The organism is Lyngbya sp. CCY1209 (assembly GCF_035615495.1).
Taxonomy (GTDB): domain Bacteria; phylum Cyanobacteriota; class Cyanobacteriia; order Cyanobacteriales; family Microcoleaceae; genus Limnospira.
This window is the reverse complement of the sequence record NZ_JAJENU010000276.1, coordinates 1-16730: the sequence shown is the minus strand read 5'-3', so window position 1 is coordinate 16730 and position 16730 is coordinate 1. Positions and strand designations below refer to the sequence as shown.

The 16730-nt window shown below is 53.8% G+C and carries 17 protein-coding genes, 1 tRNA gene and 1 pseudogene; 11 read left to right on the top strand and 8 right to left on the bottom strand.

What is annotated here, in order from left to right; genetic code table 11:
• Positions 1–137 precede the first annotated feature (137 nt).
• The 4 genes from LKE08_RS08120 (at position 138) to LKE08_RS08105 (ending at position 5262) form a co-directional block, all read left to right on the top strand.
• Positions 138–1532, top strand: a complete 1395-nt coding sequence (locus tag LKE08_RS08120) for an AtzE family amidohydrolase (RefSeq protein WP_324703712.1) — start codon at positions 138–140, stop codon at positions 1530–1532.
• A 91-nt stretch (positions 1533–1623) separates the two neighbouring features.
• Positions 1624–2787, top strand: a complete 1164-nt coding sequence (locus LKE08_RS08115) for a GuaB3 family IMP dehydrogenase-related protein (protein WP_324703711.1) — start codon at positions 1624–1626, stop codon at positions 2785–2787.
• Positions 2788–3562: 775 nt separating this feature from the next.
• Positions 3563–3904 carry a thioredoxin gene (gene trxA / locus LKE08_RS08110; RefSeq protein WP_324703710.1) on the top strand — a complete coding sequence of 114 codons (342 nt, stop codon included), beginning with the start codon at positions 3563–3565 and terminating at the stop codon, positions 3902–3904.
• 290 nt (positions 3905–4194) lie between these two features.
• On the top strand, positions 4195–5262 hold the full coding sequence (locus tag LKE08_RS08105) for an LOG family protein (protein WP_324703709.1): 1068 nt from the start codon (positions 4195–4197) through the stop codon (positions 5260–5262).
• Between the two features lie 98 nt (positions 5263–5360).
• Here LKE08_RS08105 and LKE08_RS08100 read toward each other — a convergent pair whose 3' ends face one another.
• From LKE08_RS08100 to LKE08_RS08090, 3 genes are read right to left on the bottom strand one after another with little or no spacing between them, the layout of a single operon-like run.
• A complete protein-coding gene (locus tag LKE08_RS08100) occupies positions 5361–5762 on the bottom strand; it encodes a hypothetical protein (RefSeq protein WP_324703708.1) in 402 nt (133 codons plus the stop codon).
• A gap of 56 nt (positions 5763–5818) precedes the next feature.
• Positions 5819–6496 carry a two-component system response regulator RppA gene (rppA, locus tag LKE08_RS08095; RefSeq protein WP_324703707.1) on the bottom strand — a complete coding sequence of 226 codons (678 nt, stop codon included), beginning with the start codon at positions 6494–6496 and terminating at the stop codon, positions 5819–5821.
• Positions 6497–6506: 10 nt separating this feature from the next.
• Positions 6507–7154 (bottom strand): glutathione S-transferase family protein, encoded by a 648-nt coding sequence (locus LKE08_RS08090; protein ID WP_324703706.1) that lies wholly within the window; start codon positions 7152–7154, stop codon positions 6507–6509.
• 123 nt (positions 7155–7277) lie between these two features.
• Between LKE08_RS08090 and hisG the strand changes: the two genes are divergently transcribed.
• Both hisG and LKE08_RS08080 read left to right on the top strand, forming a co-directional pair.
• Entirely contained in the window at positions 7278–7922 is a 645-nt protein-coding gene (gene hisG, locus LKE08_RS08085; protein ID WP_324703705.1) for an ATP phosphoribosyltransferase, read from the top strand.
• Positions 7923–8370: 448 nt separating this feature from the next.
• On the top strand, positions 8371–9339 hold the full coding sequence (locus LKE08_RS08080) for a nuclease (RefSeq protein ID WP_324703704.1): 969 nt from the start codon (positions 8371–8373) through the stop codon (positions 9337–9339).
• Between the two features lie 228 nt (positions 9340–9567).
• Here LKE08_RS08080 and LKE08_RS08075 read toward each other — a convergent pair whose 3' ends face one another.
• Both LKE08_RS08075 and LKE08_RS08070 read right to left on the bottom strand, forming a co-directional pair.
• On the bottom strand, positions 9568–10710 hold the full coding sequence (locus tag LKE08_RS08075; protein WP_324703703.1) for a DNA cytosine methyltransferase: 1143 nt from the start codon (positions 10708–10710) through the stop codon (positions 9568–9570).
• A 202-nt stretch (positions 10711–10912) separates the two neighbouring features.
• Positions 10913–10993: transfer RNA gene (locus LKE08_RS08070), tRNA-Leu, on the bottom strand.
• A gap of 175 nt (positions 10994–11168) precedes the next feature.
• On the opposite strand from LKE08_RS08070, the gene accC reads away from it, so the two are divergent.
• On the top strand, positions 11169–12569 hold the full coding sequence (accC, locus tag LKE08_RS08065) for an acetyl-CoA carboxylase biotin carboxylase subunit (RefSeq protein WP_324703702.1): 1401 nt from the start codon (positions 11169–11171) through the stop codon (positions 12567–12569).
• Positions 12570–12744: 175 nt separating this feature from the next.
• Here the strand turns inward: accC and LKE08_RS08060 are convergent, their stop codons facing one another.
• Complete coding sequence (locus LKE08_RS08060; protein ID WP_324703701.1) at positions 12745–13029, bottom strand: YggT family protein; 285 nt, start codon at positions 13027–13029, stop codon at positions 12745–12747.
• Between the two features lie 191 nt (positions 13030–13220).
• Here LKE08_RS08060 and LKE08_RS08055 point away from each other — a divergent pair, with 191 nt between their 5' ends.
• The 3 genes from LKE08_RS08055 (at position 13221) to LKE08_RS08045 (ending at position 15020) form a co-directional block, all read left to right on the top strand.
• Positions 13221–13340, top strand: a complete 120-nt coding sequence (locus LKE08_RS08055) for a photosystem II reaction center X protein (RefSeq protein WP_324703700.1) — start codon at positions 13221–13223, stop codon at positions 13338–13340.
• Between the two features lie 226 nt (positions 13341–13566).
• On the top strand, positions 13567–14379 hold the full coding sequence (locus LKE08_RS08050) for a Ycf66 family protein (RefSeq protein WP_324703699.1): 813 nt from the start codon (positions 13567–13569) through the stop codon (positions 14377–14379).
• Positions 14380–14459: 80 nt separating this feature from the next.
• Complete coding sequence (locus tag LKE08_RS08045) at positions 14460–15020, top strand: hypothetical protein (protein WP_324703698.1); 561 nt, start codon at positions 14460–14462, stop codon at positions 15018–15020.
• Positions 15021–15166: 146 nt separating this feature from the next.
• Here the strand turns inward: LKE08_RS08045 and LKE08_RS08040 are convergent, their stop codons facing one another.
• A complete protein-coding gene (locus LKE08_RS08040; RefSeq protein ID WP_324703697.1) occupies positions 15167–16096 on the bottom strand; it encodes a GUN4 domain-containing protein in 930 nt (309 codons plus the stop codon).
• A 41-nt stretch (positions 16097–16137) separates the two neighbouring features.
• Positions 16138–16569, bottom strand: coding sequence for a hypothetical protein (locus tag LKE08_RS08035; protein WP_324703696.1), 432 nt, complete (start codon positions 16567–16569; stop codon positions 16138–16140).
• 83 nt (positions 16570–16652) lie between these two features.
• On the opposite strand from LKE08_RS08035, the pseudogene LKE08_RS08030 reads away from it, so the two are divergent.
• Positions 16653–16730, top strand: a pseudogene (locus tag LKE08_RS08030) (zinc ribbon domain-containing protein); the annotation flags it as partial.

The window sequence follows — 16730 nt, the reverse complement described above, 5'->3', positions numbered from 1 at the left end:
AAACCCAACTTTACTCCCCTCCCCCAAAGTTGGGAGAGGGGCCGGGGGTGAGGGCTAAACCCAACTTTACTCCCCTCGCCCAAAGTTGGGAGAGGGGCCGGGGGTGAGGGCCAGAAAAAACTACCATTCAAACCGCCATGAACATCGACCTAAAACAAGCGGACACGATCGCCATCGCCGCCGCAATCAAAACCGGAGAAATCACAGCAAAAACCGTCTGCGAACAATTCCTGGAACAAATCCGAACCCGCAACCCGACCCTCAACTGTTTCACCGAAATCCTCGCCGAAAGCGCGATCGCCGACGCCGAAAAAATCGATCGCGCGATCGCCGCCGGAGACGATCCCGGACCCCTCGCCGGCGTCCCCTTCGGGGTCAAAAACCTCTTCGACATCGCCGGAATCCCCACCCTCGCCGGGTCGAAAATCAACCGGGACAACCCCCCCGCCGGACAAGACGCGATCGCCGTCTCCCGCCTCAAAAAAGCCGGCGCCGTCCTCATGGGCGCCCTGAATATGGACGAATACGCCTACGGATTCGTCACCGAAAACGCCCACTACGGCGCCACCCCCAACCCCCACGATCCCGCCCGAGTTTCCGGGGGCTCCTCCGGGGGATCGGCGGCATCAGTGGCGGCGGGACTCCTCCCCCTCACCTTGGGCACCGATACCAACGGTTCCATCCGGGTCCCCGCCTCCTTTTGCGGTGTCCTGGGACTCAAACCCACCTACGGGCGCCTGCCGCGGTCCGGTGTCGTCCTATTTTCCGCCAGTCTGGACCACATCGGCCCCTTCGCCCGATCGCTGCGGGACATCGCCCTGAGCTTCGACATCCTCCAGGGAAGCGATCGCGCCGATCCCGCCTGCACCGCCCGCCCCCCGGAACCCTGTTCGCCCCACTTGGAAGACGGCATCGGGGGATTGCGGATCGCCGTCGCGGACGGTTATTTTGCCCAAAAAGGCGATCCGGAAGTATTTGCAGCCGTGGAAACCGTCGCTAATGCCCTGGGAGTCACCCGCCGCGTCACCATCCCGGAAGCCCACCGCGCCCGGGCCGCGGCCTATTTGATCACCGCCAGCGAGGGCAGCAATTTGCACCTGCACAACCTGCGATCGCGCCCCCGAGACTTCGACCCCGCCACCCGCGATCGCTTCCTGGCCGGAGCCCTAATTCCGAGTCCCTGGACGATCCAAGCCCAGCGGTTCCGCCGCTGGTATCGACAACAGGCTTTAGACCTTTTCCGAACCGTCGATATCATACTAGCCCCCACCACCCCCTGCGTCGCCCCGCTTTTGGGCCAAAAAACGATGGCGATCGGCGGGGAAGAAATGCTGGTGCGTCCCAATCTAGGACTCTACACCCAACCCCTCTCCTTCGTCGGCCTGCCCGTCCTCTCCGTCCCCGTGCGACTTCCCGGACAACTGCCCCTGGGGGTACAAATTATCGCCGCCCCCTATCGAGAAGCGGCGGTTTTGCGAGTCGGGCGGCACCTCGAAAGGGCGGAAATCATCGATGCCGCCGTTGCGGATTAATGCGATCGGGTGATTCCCCCGTTGATATCCTCCGACAACTTTGATAATTTGATAGGCTAACAAAATAATAGTTTTGGGAACCTGTAAACAAGTGGATATTGTAATTGGACGCGGTAAGACCGCCCGCAGAGCCTACGGCATTGACGAAATTGCCCTCGTCCCCGGCCCGCGCACCCTCGACCCGAGTTTGGCGGATACCCACTGGGCGATCGGAAATATCGATCGCGAAATTCCCATCATCGCCAGCGCGATGGACAGCGTGGTGGACGTGGAAATGGCAGTCAAACTCAGCCAACTCGGGGCTCTGGGGGTTCTGAACCTCGAAGGCATCCAAACCCGCTATACTGATCCGAAACCCATCCTGGCCAAGATCGCATCCGTCGGGAAAACCGAGTTTGTGACGTTGATGCAGCAACTCTACGCCGAACCCATCAAACCCGAACTGATCAAAAAACGGATCGCGGAAATTAAAAGCCTTGGCGGTATCGCCGCCGTCAGTGCCACCCCCGCCGGGGCGAGTCAGTTCGGTTTCGCCGTTGCCGAAGCTGGGGCAGACCTGTTTTTCGTCCAAGCCACCGTCGTCTCGACTGCGTTTCTGTCCCCTGAGTCCGTGACTCCCCTGGATTTGGCGCACTTCTGCCAAGAAATGCCGGTTCCCGTGATTTTGGGCAACTGCGTCACCTATGATGTTGCCTTGAATTTGATGAAAGCTGGGGCCGCTGGCGTTTTAGTCGGTATCGGACCGGGGGCCGCTTGTACCTCCCGCGGCGTGTTGGGGGTGGGTGTTCCCCAGGCAACGGCCGTGGCCGACTGTGCGGCGGCTCGGTACGAGTTCTTGCAAGAAACGGGCCGCTACGTTCCTATTATTGCGGACGGCGGTCTGATCACGGGCGGGGATATCTGCAAGTGTATCGCCTGTGGTGCCGATGGGGTGATGATCGGCTCCCCCTTCGCCCGAGCTCAAGAGGCGCCGGGAAGTGGATTCCACTGGGGCATGGCCACGCCCAGCCCCGTACTGCCCCGAGGAACCCGCATCCAGGTGGGCAGCACGGGAACCCTGGAGCAAATTCTCCGGGGTCCGGCCCAGTTGGACGACGGCACCCACAACCTGCTTGGGGCCCTGCAAACCAGCATGGGGACCTTGGGGGCTAAGACCATCAAAGAAATGCAGCAGGTGGAAGTGGTGATCGCGCCGTCCCTGTTAACGGAAGGTAAAGTCTATCAAAAAGCCCAACAACTGGGGATGGGCAAGTAAATATCGGCGGCGGGGCGATCGCCCAAACCCAATCCAGACAAGGGTTCGGACGCGCAAAGACACCGACTCGCTTGTTAAGCCGTCGTAAAGATTGGTCTCACCCCTGGAATTATCGGACAGAAAATGTCAGAATAGAAACAGCGGAGACTTATGTTTCCGTTCACTCCTCACACCACACTCCGCCTGGACTTCGCGTTCGGGCGGTTTCTTTATGTTTCCGGACTGGCCATTCCGGGAGACGACGGCAAATCTGCCCTATAGCATAGGCAAATCTCACCACATCTGGCAAGCCCCCGGCCAAAAATGAAGCGCGATCGCCTGCGACGCGGTGGTTTGAGATGCTCTCTCCCCTATTACAGGGGAAAATTGACGCGATCGGGAAAAATTGCCAATTGCACTCCTCTGGCTGCGCGCCCCCCCATTCCTCTAAGAAGAAAATGTCGCCCCCGTGTTCCCTGTCGGTTTGATGGTAGAATCGGTTTAGGTGAAAATTCCTGAGCGTTAGATGATAGCCTGTCCCCAGGCTGAACAGAGCCGGAAACGCATTGGCGAAGCACCACTGTCAGTTCGGGTGGAGGATCTGCGAATCCCTACAGGGATGATTCGAGATCGTTCACATCCGCAGGTGGCGGTCAACAGGCTCCCGATGAGGAGCCAGTTGCGAACCCCGGGGCTGACTGGCTTGAGAGCAGTTGAGGTTAGGAAACCGTGGTTCGTCTGCCATTCCCTGGATCAACGTCTCAAGGAAGTACGATGTCATTAAGGAATGCAAGGTATGTCAACAGCCGTAGCCGAAGTTACCGATGCCAGCTTTAAACAGGACGTACTCGATAGCGAGCTTCCCGTTCTCGTCGATTTCTGGGCGCCGTGGTGCGGGCCGTGTCGCATGGTCGCGCCTGTGGTTGAAGAAATCGCAGATCATTACAACAGCCAAATTAAAGTGGTCAAGCTCAACACCGACGAGAATCCCAACGTTGCAAAGCAATACGGAATTCGCAGCATCCCCACCCTGATGATCTTCAAGGGGGGTCAGCAGGTGGATATGGTTGTGGGTGCAGTTCCCAAAAGTACCCTGTCTTTAACAATCGACAAGCACCTCGACAAGAGTGGCGACTGAGAATTACCCGAAATTGGGGCTCAAAAACCCCATTTCAGGGGAAACCGAAACCGGCAATCCGGCAACCCGTCTCGGCTCGGAGAGAAATCCCCAAGTGTTTCGATGAAGGGTCAATTAACCGTTGTCGCCAACTCGCTCAACCGAGCAAAGGTGAGTTTCGTGTCAGTCATGCTGAGGATGTCTGGGTTCCTATTCAAAGGCTCAGACCTCCGATTTCCCGCCGAGATCGTTGAGATGTCGCGCCTTGGACGCTCAAATCTGAGGCGTATTGTTGTCCGCTTTTCCATTTTATGAATCCTTCCGGAATCCGTGATGCGATCGCGTCCCTGCAAGCCGATATCGCCCAACTCATCGACGAACTCCCCCATTTAAAGCACGAAAAGTGGATTTCGCGCTCCCTGTCGAGTCTGGTGCGGATGGCCGGCTCGGAGTTTGAAACCCTGGATTGGAAGATCCTCTCCGCTTCCCTATTGGACATGGAGCGGGGATTTCAGGTCTTTTACCCCTACCGCCACGTTCGCAAAATCTGCATCTTCGGGTCGGCGAGAACCCCGCCGGAAGCCGGAGAATATCAACTGGCCGTGGAATTTGCCCGCCGCGTCACCGAACTGGGGTTCATGGTCCTCACCGGTGCCGGGGGCGGCATCATGGAGGCCGGAAACGAGGGAGCCGGGGCCGCGCGGTCCTTCGGCTTGAACATCCAACTCCCCTTCGAGCAGTTCTCCAACCCCCACATCGAGGGCGATTCCAAGCTGATCGATTTCAAATATTTTTTCACCCGGAAACTGTTTTTCCTGCGGGAGAGCGACGCCCTGGCGATGTTTCCCGGCGGTTTTGGAACCTTGGACGAAACCTTCGAGTGCCTGACCCTGGCCCAGACGGGAAAATTCGGGCCAGCCCCCCTGGTTTTGATCGATCGCCCCGGGGGAGATTACTGGTACGACTGGAAAGAATTCGTCGAAAAACAGCTCTTGAAGCGGGGGCTGATTTCTCCGGACGACCCGAGCATCTACACCCTCACCGATAACGTGGACGAAGCCTGCCGCGCGATCGCCGACTTTTACCGAGTTTACCACTCCAGCCGCTACGTCGGCGATCGCTTCGTCGTCCGCCTCAACTCCGAACTGACGGAAGAACAGGTCGAAACTCTCAATCGAGAATTTAACGATATTTTAGTCAAGGGTCGGATCGAAAAAAGCGCAGCCCTCCCCACAGAATACGGCGACGAAACCGAACACCTCCCCCGCCTGGTCTTGTATTTCAACCAGCGGGATGTCGGGCGTCTGTACCAAATGATCGCCACCATCAACCAAATGGGGGCCGAGTCGCCGGGAGCATCCCATCCGGAACAGAAATAGTTGAATACCCGGATCGCTTGGGAATCAATTCCCAAGCTAATAGCAAAAATCATCTGAAGATGATTGGAGAGTTTGTGCGGTTGATAGACGATCCAATCTTAAATTTTCTGTAAAACATCATTGATGGCATCCTGACAGTCTTGAATTCGAGCTTTTACAACTCTAACCGAGCGATTATAAACTTGATGTTCTCCTTGAGTTAATTTGGATAGTGGTTTGCCCAGGTGTGCCGCAACCACACCAGAAGTATTAAAATCTCGAAGTGGGACAGAGTAGTAATCGCGAAAATCTTGAATGGTCTGTATTATTTTGGACGGCGATGTAAAACGGTCTTGATTTTCTCGAAATTTTTGAAATAAAATATCTGCTGTTGCATCAGACACAAGAACCTTAGATGAAGGATTCTTTTCAGCATATGCTGTTGAAATATGAAATGTTATAGAACTTTTCCCAACTCCGCCTTTGTTATTCCAAATCGCATAGGTACTCTTGATGGGCATATTGATTGACTCCCACGGTTCGATTCATTGATTATATATGGCATTATAGACTAGGATTATTCCCCGAAGCGGTATCCCTTGCCGTAGACCGTATGGATAAGGGGGACTTCGCCGGAGATTTCAATTTTTCGCCGCAGGAGGCGGATTTGCGCGGCCAGGACGTTGCTGCTAGGTTTGTCCGTTTCCCCCCACAGGTGGCGGTGAATTTCCCCGTGGGTGAGGAGTTGTCCGGGGTGGCGCATCAGGTATTCCAGGAGGCGGCTTTCCTTTTCCGAAAGTTCGATCGCCCGGTTGCCCCGGTAAGCCAACTGTCCCTCGCAGTCCAACTCCAGATCCGCCACTTGCAGGCGGTTCGGATTGACTGCATCCGCCATCGGGGGGCGGCGCAGCAGCGCCCGCACCCGGGCCAGCAACTCCCGCAGTTCAAAGGGTTTCACCAAATAGTCATCCGCCCCGGCATCCAACCCTTCTACGCGGTCGTCGAGGGTGTCCTTGGCCGTCAAAAACAGGATCGGGGTGCAATTTTGGCGCGATCGCAACCCCTGACAGATCTCCAACCCCGACTTGTGGGGCAACATCCAGTCCAGAATCAGCAAATCGTAGGAATTCCGGGTGGCCAGGGCGTCCCCCGCCGCGCCGTCGTAGGCCACATCCACCGCGTACCCCTCCCGACTCAGGGCGCGATCGAGGGAATCGGCCAATTCCACTTCGTCATCGACAAGAAGAATCCGCATCAATCAACTGTTAGAAGAATGTATCGATGTGTTCCACTTCGTTGGCCGCCGCCTCCAGCCAGTCTTGCATAGCCGGGAGAGAAACGATCGCCTGCGCGTAGGCCGTCTCAATTTCCCCCAACTTGACATCGTAGGTGATGAACCGGGACACCACCGGGGCGAACATGGCGTCGGCGACGGTAAATTTCCCGAACAGGAAATCTCCATCCGCCCCGAATTGGGTGCGGCACTCTCGCAATATGGACGTGATGCGATCGATTTCCGCCCGCAATTCCGGCTTCATCCCCTCCCCCGGGTAGCGGGCACGGCAGTCCATCGGCATTTTTTGGCGCAGGTTGATGAAGTCCCCGTGCATTTCGTGGGCGATCGATCGCGCGATCGCCCGTTCCCGCCGACCTTGCGGCCACAATCCCGGCGCGAAGACTTCGGCGACGTACTCGCAAATGGCCAGGGACTCCCACACCGTCAGATCGCCGTGGAGGAGGACGGGAACCTGTCCCGAGGGAGAATAGCGGCGGATTTCTTGGTGGGAGGTGGGGGTGTCCAACGGAATTCGCATCTCCGCAAAGGTCACTCCGGCCTGTTTCATCGCCAACCAGGCCCGCAACGACCAAGATGAATAATTCTTATTGCCAATAACCAGGGTAAGCTGGGTCATAGTGTCAATGTTTGGATTGAGCTCTCACAATTGCCGATCGCGAACAGAATCGGAGCGGGGTGACGGTTGATCACTGATTTACCCGTTCCCGAGGTTGTATTCCCTAGTTCTTTCTTCCGCTTTATGATTACGGTTGCACTTCCCAAAGGCGCGTTGCTCAAAGACAGCATTCAATTGCTCAAGTCCGTCGGACTCGATTTTAGCGCCTTTCTCGACTCGGCGAACCGCCAGCTTCAGATCGAAGATCCCACCCGCACCGCCCGGGGGTTGCTCGTGCGCGCCCAGGACGTCCCCGTATATGTCGAATACGGTCAGGCGCAGTTGGGAATTGTCGGCTACGACGTTTTGCGGGAAAAACAACCCCAGGTCGCCCGGATCGTCGATCTCCAATTCGGCCACTGTCGGATGTCGGTGGCGGTGAAACGGTCGAGTTCCTATCGCCGTCCCGTGGAACTGCCGCCCCACAGCCGCGTTGCATCTAAATTCGTACACTGTGCCGGCGAGTATTTCGACAGTATCGATTTGCCCGTAGAAATTATACCGCTTTACGGGTCCGTGGAATTGGGGCCGATCACGGGAATGTCAGAAGCGATCGTGGATTTGGTTTCCACCGGCCGCACCCTGGAGCAAAATGGCTTGGTGGAAATTAAGGTACTCTTTGAAAGTACCGCCCACCTGATCGCCCATCCCCTCAGTTACCGCCTTAATCCCGACGGGTTGGGTGAGTTGATCGGACGGCTGCGATCGCAACTTCTGATCCCCGCCTGATCCCGGCGAGTGAATCGGGGAAAATGCCAATTTTCCACCGATTCCGACTCGGAACCGGAGCCGCGATATCGCACCCGTATGAACCGATAGGCCGTCGCCATCAACAACATTTCTTAAAAATTTAAAGACAAAATTGTAACAAAAATTAAACCGCGATCGCGTGACGAAATGTCATTTGAAAGTTAGCATATTTAAGTGGGGGATTTGATGGGCTGCAAACCGATAAGTTGGGGCACAGCATAGCCCCGCACTGAGTCCATTTTCCTCCAGGATAAAAAGCACTCTGACCCGCTGCTGACCATCAGTTTTTGCTGTAATACAACAGCGTTAGCAAAGCAGATTGTTGAACGGCAAGTGTGAGCGATCGCCTTTCAAAACGAGAGATAGCTGAAGCATATCCCTGTCCAACTCTCAGCACAAAGAACAATCAAAACAAGGATTTGAGACCATGACAAATGCTCAAGTGATCCGGGAACAATTAAGTGTAACCGACCCGTCCAGTCCTTCTCCTGCCAATCCGGCCCAGATTACTCGCTACGACGATTATATTATCCAACCCACATTTCCAAATACCAGCGTTGCCATCTCGGTAGATGCATTTGATACGACCCAATACGACCCAATTTTACAAGTCTATCAATTGAGTCCCGAAGGTACCGCCCCTCTCCCCAATCAAGCTCCCATTGCCACCAATGACGATCGCGCCTTGGGTAATCAAAATGCCACCATTGCGACAGGTGCCGTGGAATTCGGAACCTTTTTGGGTGCACCGAGTACCCTGACGGCCGACGGAGTATCCCGCTACCTGATTCGGGTGACCAGTTACGAACCCCTTCCCAACAACAGTATTTTTCCTCCCACCGGACAATTGCCCCAAGATTATCAGTTGGCGGCCAGCGTCAATTTGGGCAATTTAAACCCTCCAACTGTGGCGGACGGAGGCATCTTGGGACCCAACGATTTCGACGACGGTGGCGGTACTATCGACCCGCTGACGGGGGTGGCGCGATTCTGGGATAACCAGGCGGGAGGTCACATTTTCACCGCCGACAACTTTGAAAAAAATCAATTCGCCAACAACTCGCAGCGCTATATCAACGAAGGGTTTGAATTCCTGTCGGGGGGAGATACGACCCTGCAACGTTATCGAAACCAAAGGGGCGGATATTTCTACGCCAGCAATCCGGGAGAAATCGCTTTTGTAGAAACCCTGCAAGAGTGGACGCTGGATAATCCAGCCACCCCCATCCAAGTTTATGCCACTCAGGTACCCGGAACATCGCCGGTCTATCGGGCTTTCAATTTCAATACCGGAGGCCATTTCTACACCATCGATCCGGCTCAAGCGGCGGCGGCTGACGCACTGCCGAATTTTGTCGATCAAGGGATTTCATTCTATGCCCAACCCATTGCTTAAATTGAGACGGGAGCAAAATAGATGACGGAAAATTCGGGTATGGTTTGAAAGTACCGCCCACCCCCGCCCACCTGGTGAGCGATCGCCCGGTATCCTGTCAGCTTCAATCGTTTGAATCCAAACGATTTTTCCCCGAACGTAGCATCTCTCACAGTTGTTGTACCATGATGGTTCCTCCTCCATCATCATTATCGATCAATTTTGTTCGTCACCCCGGACTCGAACGAACTAAAAACTGGTTTGCAATTCGTATTGTCCGGACTCGGAAGTGGCAAGTTTAAGGCGATCGCGCCAATCCAGGGATTGTAAATGGCGACTAAACTCGTACAAATCCACGGGTTGATATTCATTTTTAAAGAGGGGAATCAACGTCTCAACCAAGGGCACAATCCCATCCGGCGGAACGGCATTTCCGATTTGGCGCCGGATCTCGGTAAACGATCCTTCAAAGATAAAATCGTCGGGAAACGTTTGCAGCCGAGCCCGTTCTCGATTGGTGAGCGATCGCGGTTCTTCGTGGTGATAACCCCAGGTGCCACCGCCACCCCCCGCAATAATTGTAGTCGAAGGGCGATCGGGGTGCAACCGCCGGTAAACGTGGCTGATCATCCCCTTGACATAATATTCGCTATCTTTGGGAATATCGGTAAAATTCCCCCCCGGTTTGATCCGCTTTAAAATTTCCACGGTTCGCCGTTGAATCCTCTGATGTTCGTTATTATAAGGAACTGTTTCGACATCTCTTAACGCCTCCCCTGCAGTGCGGTGGGGATGGGTGCGATCGCTCCCATATTCCGGTTCGGGATGGATAAAATTGAACCCGGTATCCATCCGAACTCCGACGAGTAACACCCGTTCGCGATACTGGGGAACGCCGTAATCTGCAAAATTGTAGAGTTTCGGCTTCACCAAATAACCCGGTTCGATCTGTTCAAAATCCGAGATAATTTGTCGGATGGCTTTGCAGCCGTTGGCACTCAACAACCCCTTCACATTTTCGGCGATAAAAGCTTTGGGTTGCTTTTCCCGGACAAACTCTAAAAAGTAGGTGTAAAGATTCCCCCGAGTCCCCTTCAGTCCCGGACGCTTCCAAATCATCGAAAAATCCTGGCAGGGAAATCCCCCCGTAATTAAATCCGCATCGGGGACGGCGGAGATATCGACATTTTCAATATTGTCACAGATAATTTTATCGGAAATATTGCGCCGAAAGGTGCGGCAGGCGTCGGGGTTGGTGTCAATCGCCCAAACCAGTTCAAACCCAGCCCGATGAAACGGCAAGTCCATCCCACCGCAGCCCGAAAACAGGGAAATCATCGCCGGTTTTTGATTCCAATTATTAAGCTTATCCAGACGATCTAAAAGTGCCATTTGATTGCCCATAAAAATCAATCGAATCGCTGTCAGGCTTCAGCCCCGCAGAAAGCGCTAAAGCGCAACAATATATTATTATTTATTATAAGGTAATTTCAATTCCCAACTCCCGACTCCCGACTCCCGACTCCCTATTCCCATCAAAAAAGAGAGGTCAAAAATTGATTGCCTCTCCTTTTTAATATTTTCAATTTCTCAATGCGGATGGCGAGACTCGAACTCGCAAGGCAAAGCCACACGCCCCTCAAACGTGCGCGTATACCAATTCCGCCACATCCGCAAATGGTCACAGAGCATCGGATTCAAAGCCTCCGCCCGTGTTTCGCTAATTTACCACGATAGCACAAAAAAACGCAAGTGCCAAATTTTTTTTCGGGGCAAATCCGGGGGGTGTCTTCCAGAGCGTCCCCAAATAACCTATCCTAACTTATTATATTGCCCGAACAGCACCGAAGATGCGGTTTTCCAAAATCCTGATTGCCAATCGTGGGGAAATTGCCCTGCGGATTCTCCGAACCTGTGAAGAAATGGGGATTGCCACAGTGGCCGTCCATTCCACGGTCGATCGCCACGCCCTGCACGTTCAGTTGGCGGACGAAGCCGTTTGCATCGGCGAACCAAGCAGCAGCAAAAGCTACCTCAACATCCCCAACATCATCTCCGCCGCCCTGACGCGCAACGCCACCGCCATCCATCCGGGCTACGGCTTCCTGGCGGAAAACGCCCGCTTCGCCGAAATTTGCGCCGACCACGACATCGCCTTCATCGGCCCGACGCCGGAGGCGATCCGCTCGATGGGGGACAAATCCACGGCCAAGGAAACCATGCAGCGGGTGGGCGTCCCCACCATCCCCGGCAGTTACGGCTTGGTAACTGACGAGAAAGAAGCCACCCAGATCGCTCGGGAAATCGGCTATCCGGTGATCATCAAAGCCACGGCGGGGGGTGGCGGTCGGGGGATGCGGCTGGTGCAGAATCCGGAGGATCTCCCCAGACTGTTCGCGGCGGCCCAGGGAGAGGCGGAGGCGGCCTTCGGCAATCCGGGATTGTACATCGAAAAATTTATCGAGCGTCCCCGCCACATCGAGTTTCAAATCCTCGCCGACAACTTCGGCAACGTCGTGCACCTGGGGGAGCGGGACTGTTCCATCCAGCGACGCCACCAAAAGCTGTTGGAAGAGGCTCCGAGTCCGGCGTTGAGCCCGGAACTGCGGCAAAAAATGGGGGATGCGGCGGTGAAGGCGGCAAAATCCATCAACTACACCGGGGCGGGGACGGTAGAATTTCTCCTCGATCGCCACGGCAATTTTTATTTTATGGAAATGAACACCCGCATCCAAGTGGAACATCCGGTTACGGAGACGATCACGGGTTTGGACCTGATCGCCGAACAGATCCGCATCGCCCAGGGGGAAAAACTGCACTTCACCCAGGATGACATCCAACTGCGGGGACACGCGATCGAATGTCGGATCAACGCCGAAGATCCCGATCGCAACTTCCGACCCCACCCCGGACGGATCAGCGCCTATTTGCCGCCGGGGGGCAACGGCGTGCGGATAGACTCCCACGTTTACACCGATTATGAAATTCCCCCCTACTACGATTCCCTGATCGGGAAACTGATCGTCTGGGCCCCGGACCGCCCAGCCGCGATCGTCCGCATGAAACGAGCCCTGCGGGAGTTCGCCATCACCGGCGTCCCGACGACCATCGGCTTCCACCAAAAAATTATGGAAACCCAGGAATTCATCGACGGCGAGGTTTACACCAATTTCGTCGAACAGTGGATGAGCAAAAATTCCGACTCGGGCTCAGAGAAGGTGTCAGCTATCAGCCGTCAGCCAGAAAGCTGATATAGCAAGTTCGATCCGGATCGTCCCCCAAATCTCCCGTGGGGGCAACCGTCTCCGGTTGCCCGTCCGTCAGGGAAACTTGAAGTCAATCCGCGTACCTCACCAACTTGAAAATTGCTGTATTTCCCCACACCCCACCGAGCACACCCCACACCCCACACCCCAAACTCTACGATCACATCATCATCCGCAGGAGTCCCTGCTGTCCGAGTAATAGTTCCCGCAGGAGGCTGAAAATTCCCACCCAGATCACGGGGGTGATATCCACGCCGCCGATGGGGGGGACGACTTTGCGGGTGACGGCCAAAAAGGGTTCCGTCGGCCAGTAGGCGAGGCTGAAGGGAAATCGATTGAGCTCGGCCTGGGGATACCAAGTGAGGACGATGCGGAAGATGAACAGCAGGGTCATCCCGGCCAGGAGCAGGCCGAGAGTCCAGTCCAAAATTGAAAAGCTGGTCATGGCTTTGACGAGAGAAGTTTAAGTTTTATAACGATTCCTCATTTTAACGGTCGGGGGGCGATCGCCCAAATTGGCGATCTGAGTTGGACGGGTTCTCAGATTCCCCTCCGGCCAAGGGTGGAGAATTTCACAAAAATTGTTAAGATAACAGAGATAAATTTCTGTATTGCAAATCTAAGGATCGGATTCAGATGACTCCTTCATTAGCGAACTTCTTCTACAGCCTGCTTGTGGGTATCCTGCTCGTCGTCGTCCCGGCGACGGTCGGCTTGATCTTTATCAGCCAGAAGGATAAAATCATCCGCTCGTAGGCGGCTCGGCCCGATCGCCCTCGACGAGCGGCGATCGCTTTTCGGCTCAGTTGAAGTCGTCCGGGAGTTGGGCGGATCGGAATAACCTCGTTGTCCGACCCGTTCCCAATTCCCAAGGGCACCGAGTCCGTACCACTAGAAGCCCTGTATGCTAGTCGCTTTCCGGCGGACGGTAGAGAATATGAATGGAACTCGCTAAGATAGGACTGGCATAGGAGATTAGATAATGGTCAATTTAGGATTGAACTGGAGCAGCCTGCTGGGGATCATCCTGGCTGTGGCTGGCGCGGCGCTATATTTTCTCCGTTCCTGGCGCCCGAAACTCGCCCGCGATCACGATATTTTCTTCGCCGCCGTCGGTTTGCTCTGCGGCGGGATTCTCCTGTTTCAGGGGTGGAGACTCGATCCGATCCTGGCATTCGGTCAGTTCATGCTGACGGGAACCGCCATTTTCTTCGCGGTGGAAAGCATCAAACTGCGGGGAGTCGCCACGATGAAGGCGAAGGAACGGGCTCCGGTGGTGGATGACGATCGCTATGTGAGCGACGTCTACCGGGTGGATGCCGAACTCGACGAACTCGAACCCGTGGAGGAGGATTACCCCCCCCAACCCGTCGCCCGCCAAATTCGGGGCAGCCGCGATTCGCGCTTGACAAAACCGGAAACTTATGATAGCGAAGCGACCCGTCGCCGTCCCAGCAGTCGCCGTCCCAGCAGCGAACGTCCCAGTTCAGTCGATCGCCCCCGCAAGCGTCCCCCGTCCCGCCCCCCGAGCAGCAGCAGACCGACGACCACCGAGGAGTGGGAAGCCTCCATCGATTCGGGAAGCGATCGCCCGTACCGCAGCAGTCGCAGCAGCCGGCCCCCGTCCTCTCGCGGCGGCTATTCCACGGATCTCGAAGAACCCAGAACGAGACGGCCGCGCCCTTCCGAGCGATATTCGGATCGCCGGGAACGGGATACGACTTCGACGGACTATGTGGAGTATCGGCCCGTCGATTATTCGGATGACGATTACGAAAGTTCGACCGAATATTAAAAACTCGATTTGGGGGGAGAATTGCCTGCCAGTTTCAGGGGATGTTCCATCCTCCCAACCCCGTGATTTTTAGAAACTCGATGATTTGGCGTTGGTGTCGGGCGATCGCGATCGGTCTGTTTTCGCTGCTCCTGATGGTGGGTTGTACCGCAATGGCGATCGATGGCTCCGTGGCCTACGGCGCCCTCAACAGCGGCGCGACGGACGAGCAACCGGCGTTGAGCGGGGACGGCCGGTTTTTGGCCTTCGTGTCCGATCGCGACGGCCAGAACCAGTTGTTGATCTACGACCTGCGACGGCGCAGTTATGAGAATTTGCTCGATTTGAAGCGATCGCGGGCGATCGTGCAGAGTCCCGGCCTCAGCTACACGGGCCGCTACATCGTTTATAGCGCCAACGAGTCGGGACGGCCCGACATTTTCCTCTACGACCGCCTCACCCGCCGTTTGGAAATGCTGACGCGGGGATATCGCGGTTGGGTGAGGAACCCCAGCATCAGCCCCGACGGCCGCTATATTACCTTTGAAAGTGCCAGAAACGGGCAGTGGGACATCGAAATTTTCGATCGCGGCCCCAATATCGAACCCGACACCGTTGACTCGAGGTTTGCGGTAGCCGAACCGTCTCCGTCGGAGGAATAACCACCGACAGTGAAATGATTCGTGAAATTTTGTCGGCCAAGAGCCACCAGGATTAGGGGTTTGGGGGCCAGAAAATTTTCAAATCGCTTTTTCTGTGGATGACAGGCGATCGAACGATTCTCCAGGCTGACCGCGCATTTCTGCCTTTACCATTCTTTTCTCTTACGAAACATAAATCTGATTCTATCTTCTACTTTACCCCTGTCAATACATAATAAATGACTGGTCGATGGCAAATGACCGGGGGGAGCGGTTATATTAAAAGTAAAACTTTCGTAGTCTATCCAACAATTATTGACTCGCCATCCGACGCGATCGCCCAAAGTTTTTTCGACTTCAAAATCGTTTTGATTGGCAACTTCTATATTTTGCCAAATATTTTTCTGAATGCTAAAACCAAACTTGCCATCACTATACTTGTTCCAAAGTCGGTCAAGAATTCGTAAATCTTGCCAAGGTAATTTTTCGATGTCCCCTTTATCCAACCATCCTTCTGGATTTCTATTTGACAACTTGAGCATAAGATTTCGGGTATTTTCATCAGCTTTTTTCCATTCTTGATCTCGCAATAAATCTCGAATTGGAGCATAATCCATACCGGAAGCATCAGAGACAAGGGTTAGCTCATCTGTGAGCGAAGATAATTGTTTTTGTAAGTCGGCAATGGATTGAAGTATCTGAGTCTTAAAGTCATCTTCTGGCTTCGGTTGAGGTTCGACTGGTTTGAACCTTTCCGGCAAATTAGATAACTGCTGTTTGATCTCTAATAAGTCTCCGCTTAATTGACTGAGCTTAGTCTCAATATTTTTTGTTTCCATGACGGGTTTGATGGGAGAGTTAGCTAAAAAATCGTCGATTATCTGTTGATATTTTTGGGTTTCTTCTCGCGTCAATTTCAATTCTTGATTGGTTTCTGCAAGTTCATTTTTTAAATTTTGCAACTCAAGTTGATTGGAGTTATGTATATCCCGCATTGTTTTCAACTCATTGAGTAATTCTTGCCGGGTTGCAGTCAGTTCTGCGATCGCCTTTTCATGATACCCGAGTGGATGTTTCCAATCGTCAGATTTCACCACAATTAAATTCTCCTCAATTTTCTATATTGTACGATTGATATTTATGATTCGCTCGACAAAATACCCTTTGGCTTTGTTGACTCTAACAGAGGATGACTGACATCATAACCCTGTATAGTCTGATGCCAAAATTCACATAATATACCATATTTAATCCAATCTTCTATCGCTCTCCTTCTCAAGATTGGGGCATCCTTAACCAAAGCAGCCATGCGACTCGCATTGAGTTGGAGTTGACCATAAATTTTTAACACTTCATCAACGGGAGTATTTTCATTTAACTTGTTCAATTCATAACATTCGGTCAACTCATAAAGTTCCATATCTGAAAACCTTGCCCCTGGCTTACTTCCTAACTTTAATCTTCGTCTACAGGGATCTAATGGATTCGGTAAACCATGACCCAAATATTTTTTTAATTCATTTCTAACCTGCTCAAGCTTACCTTCCAAAATTTCATTGATTTTATCCACCAACTGATTAGCATCTTGGAATGTCTTCTCTTCTAAATTATTGACTTGATCAAAACCGATTATAACCCTCAGATAAAAATAATCAAAGTCTCTCGACTCGAACTCACGTTTGTCAGTGTGGGTGCGAGTTAGATAGAGACCACAACGCAGCCATCAACATC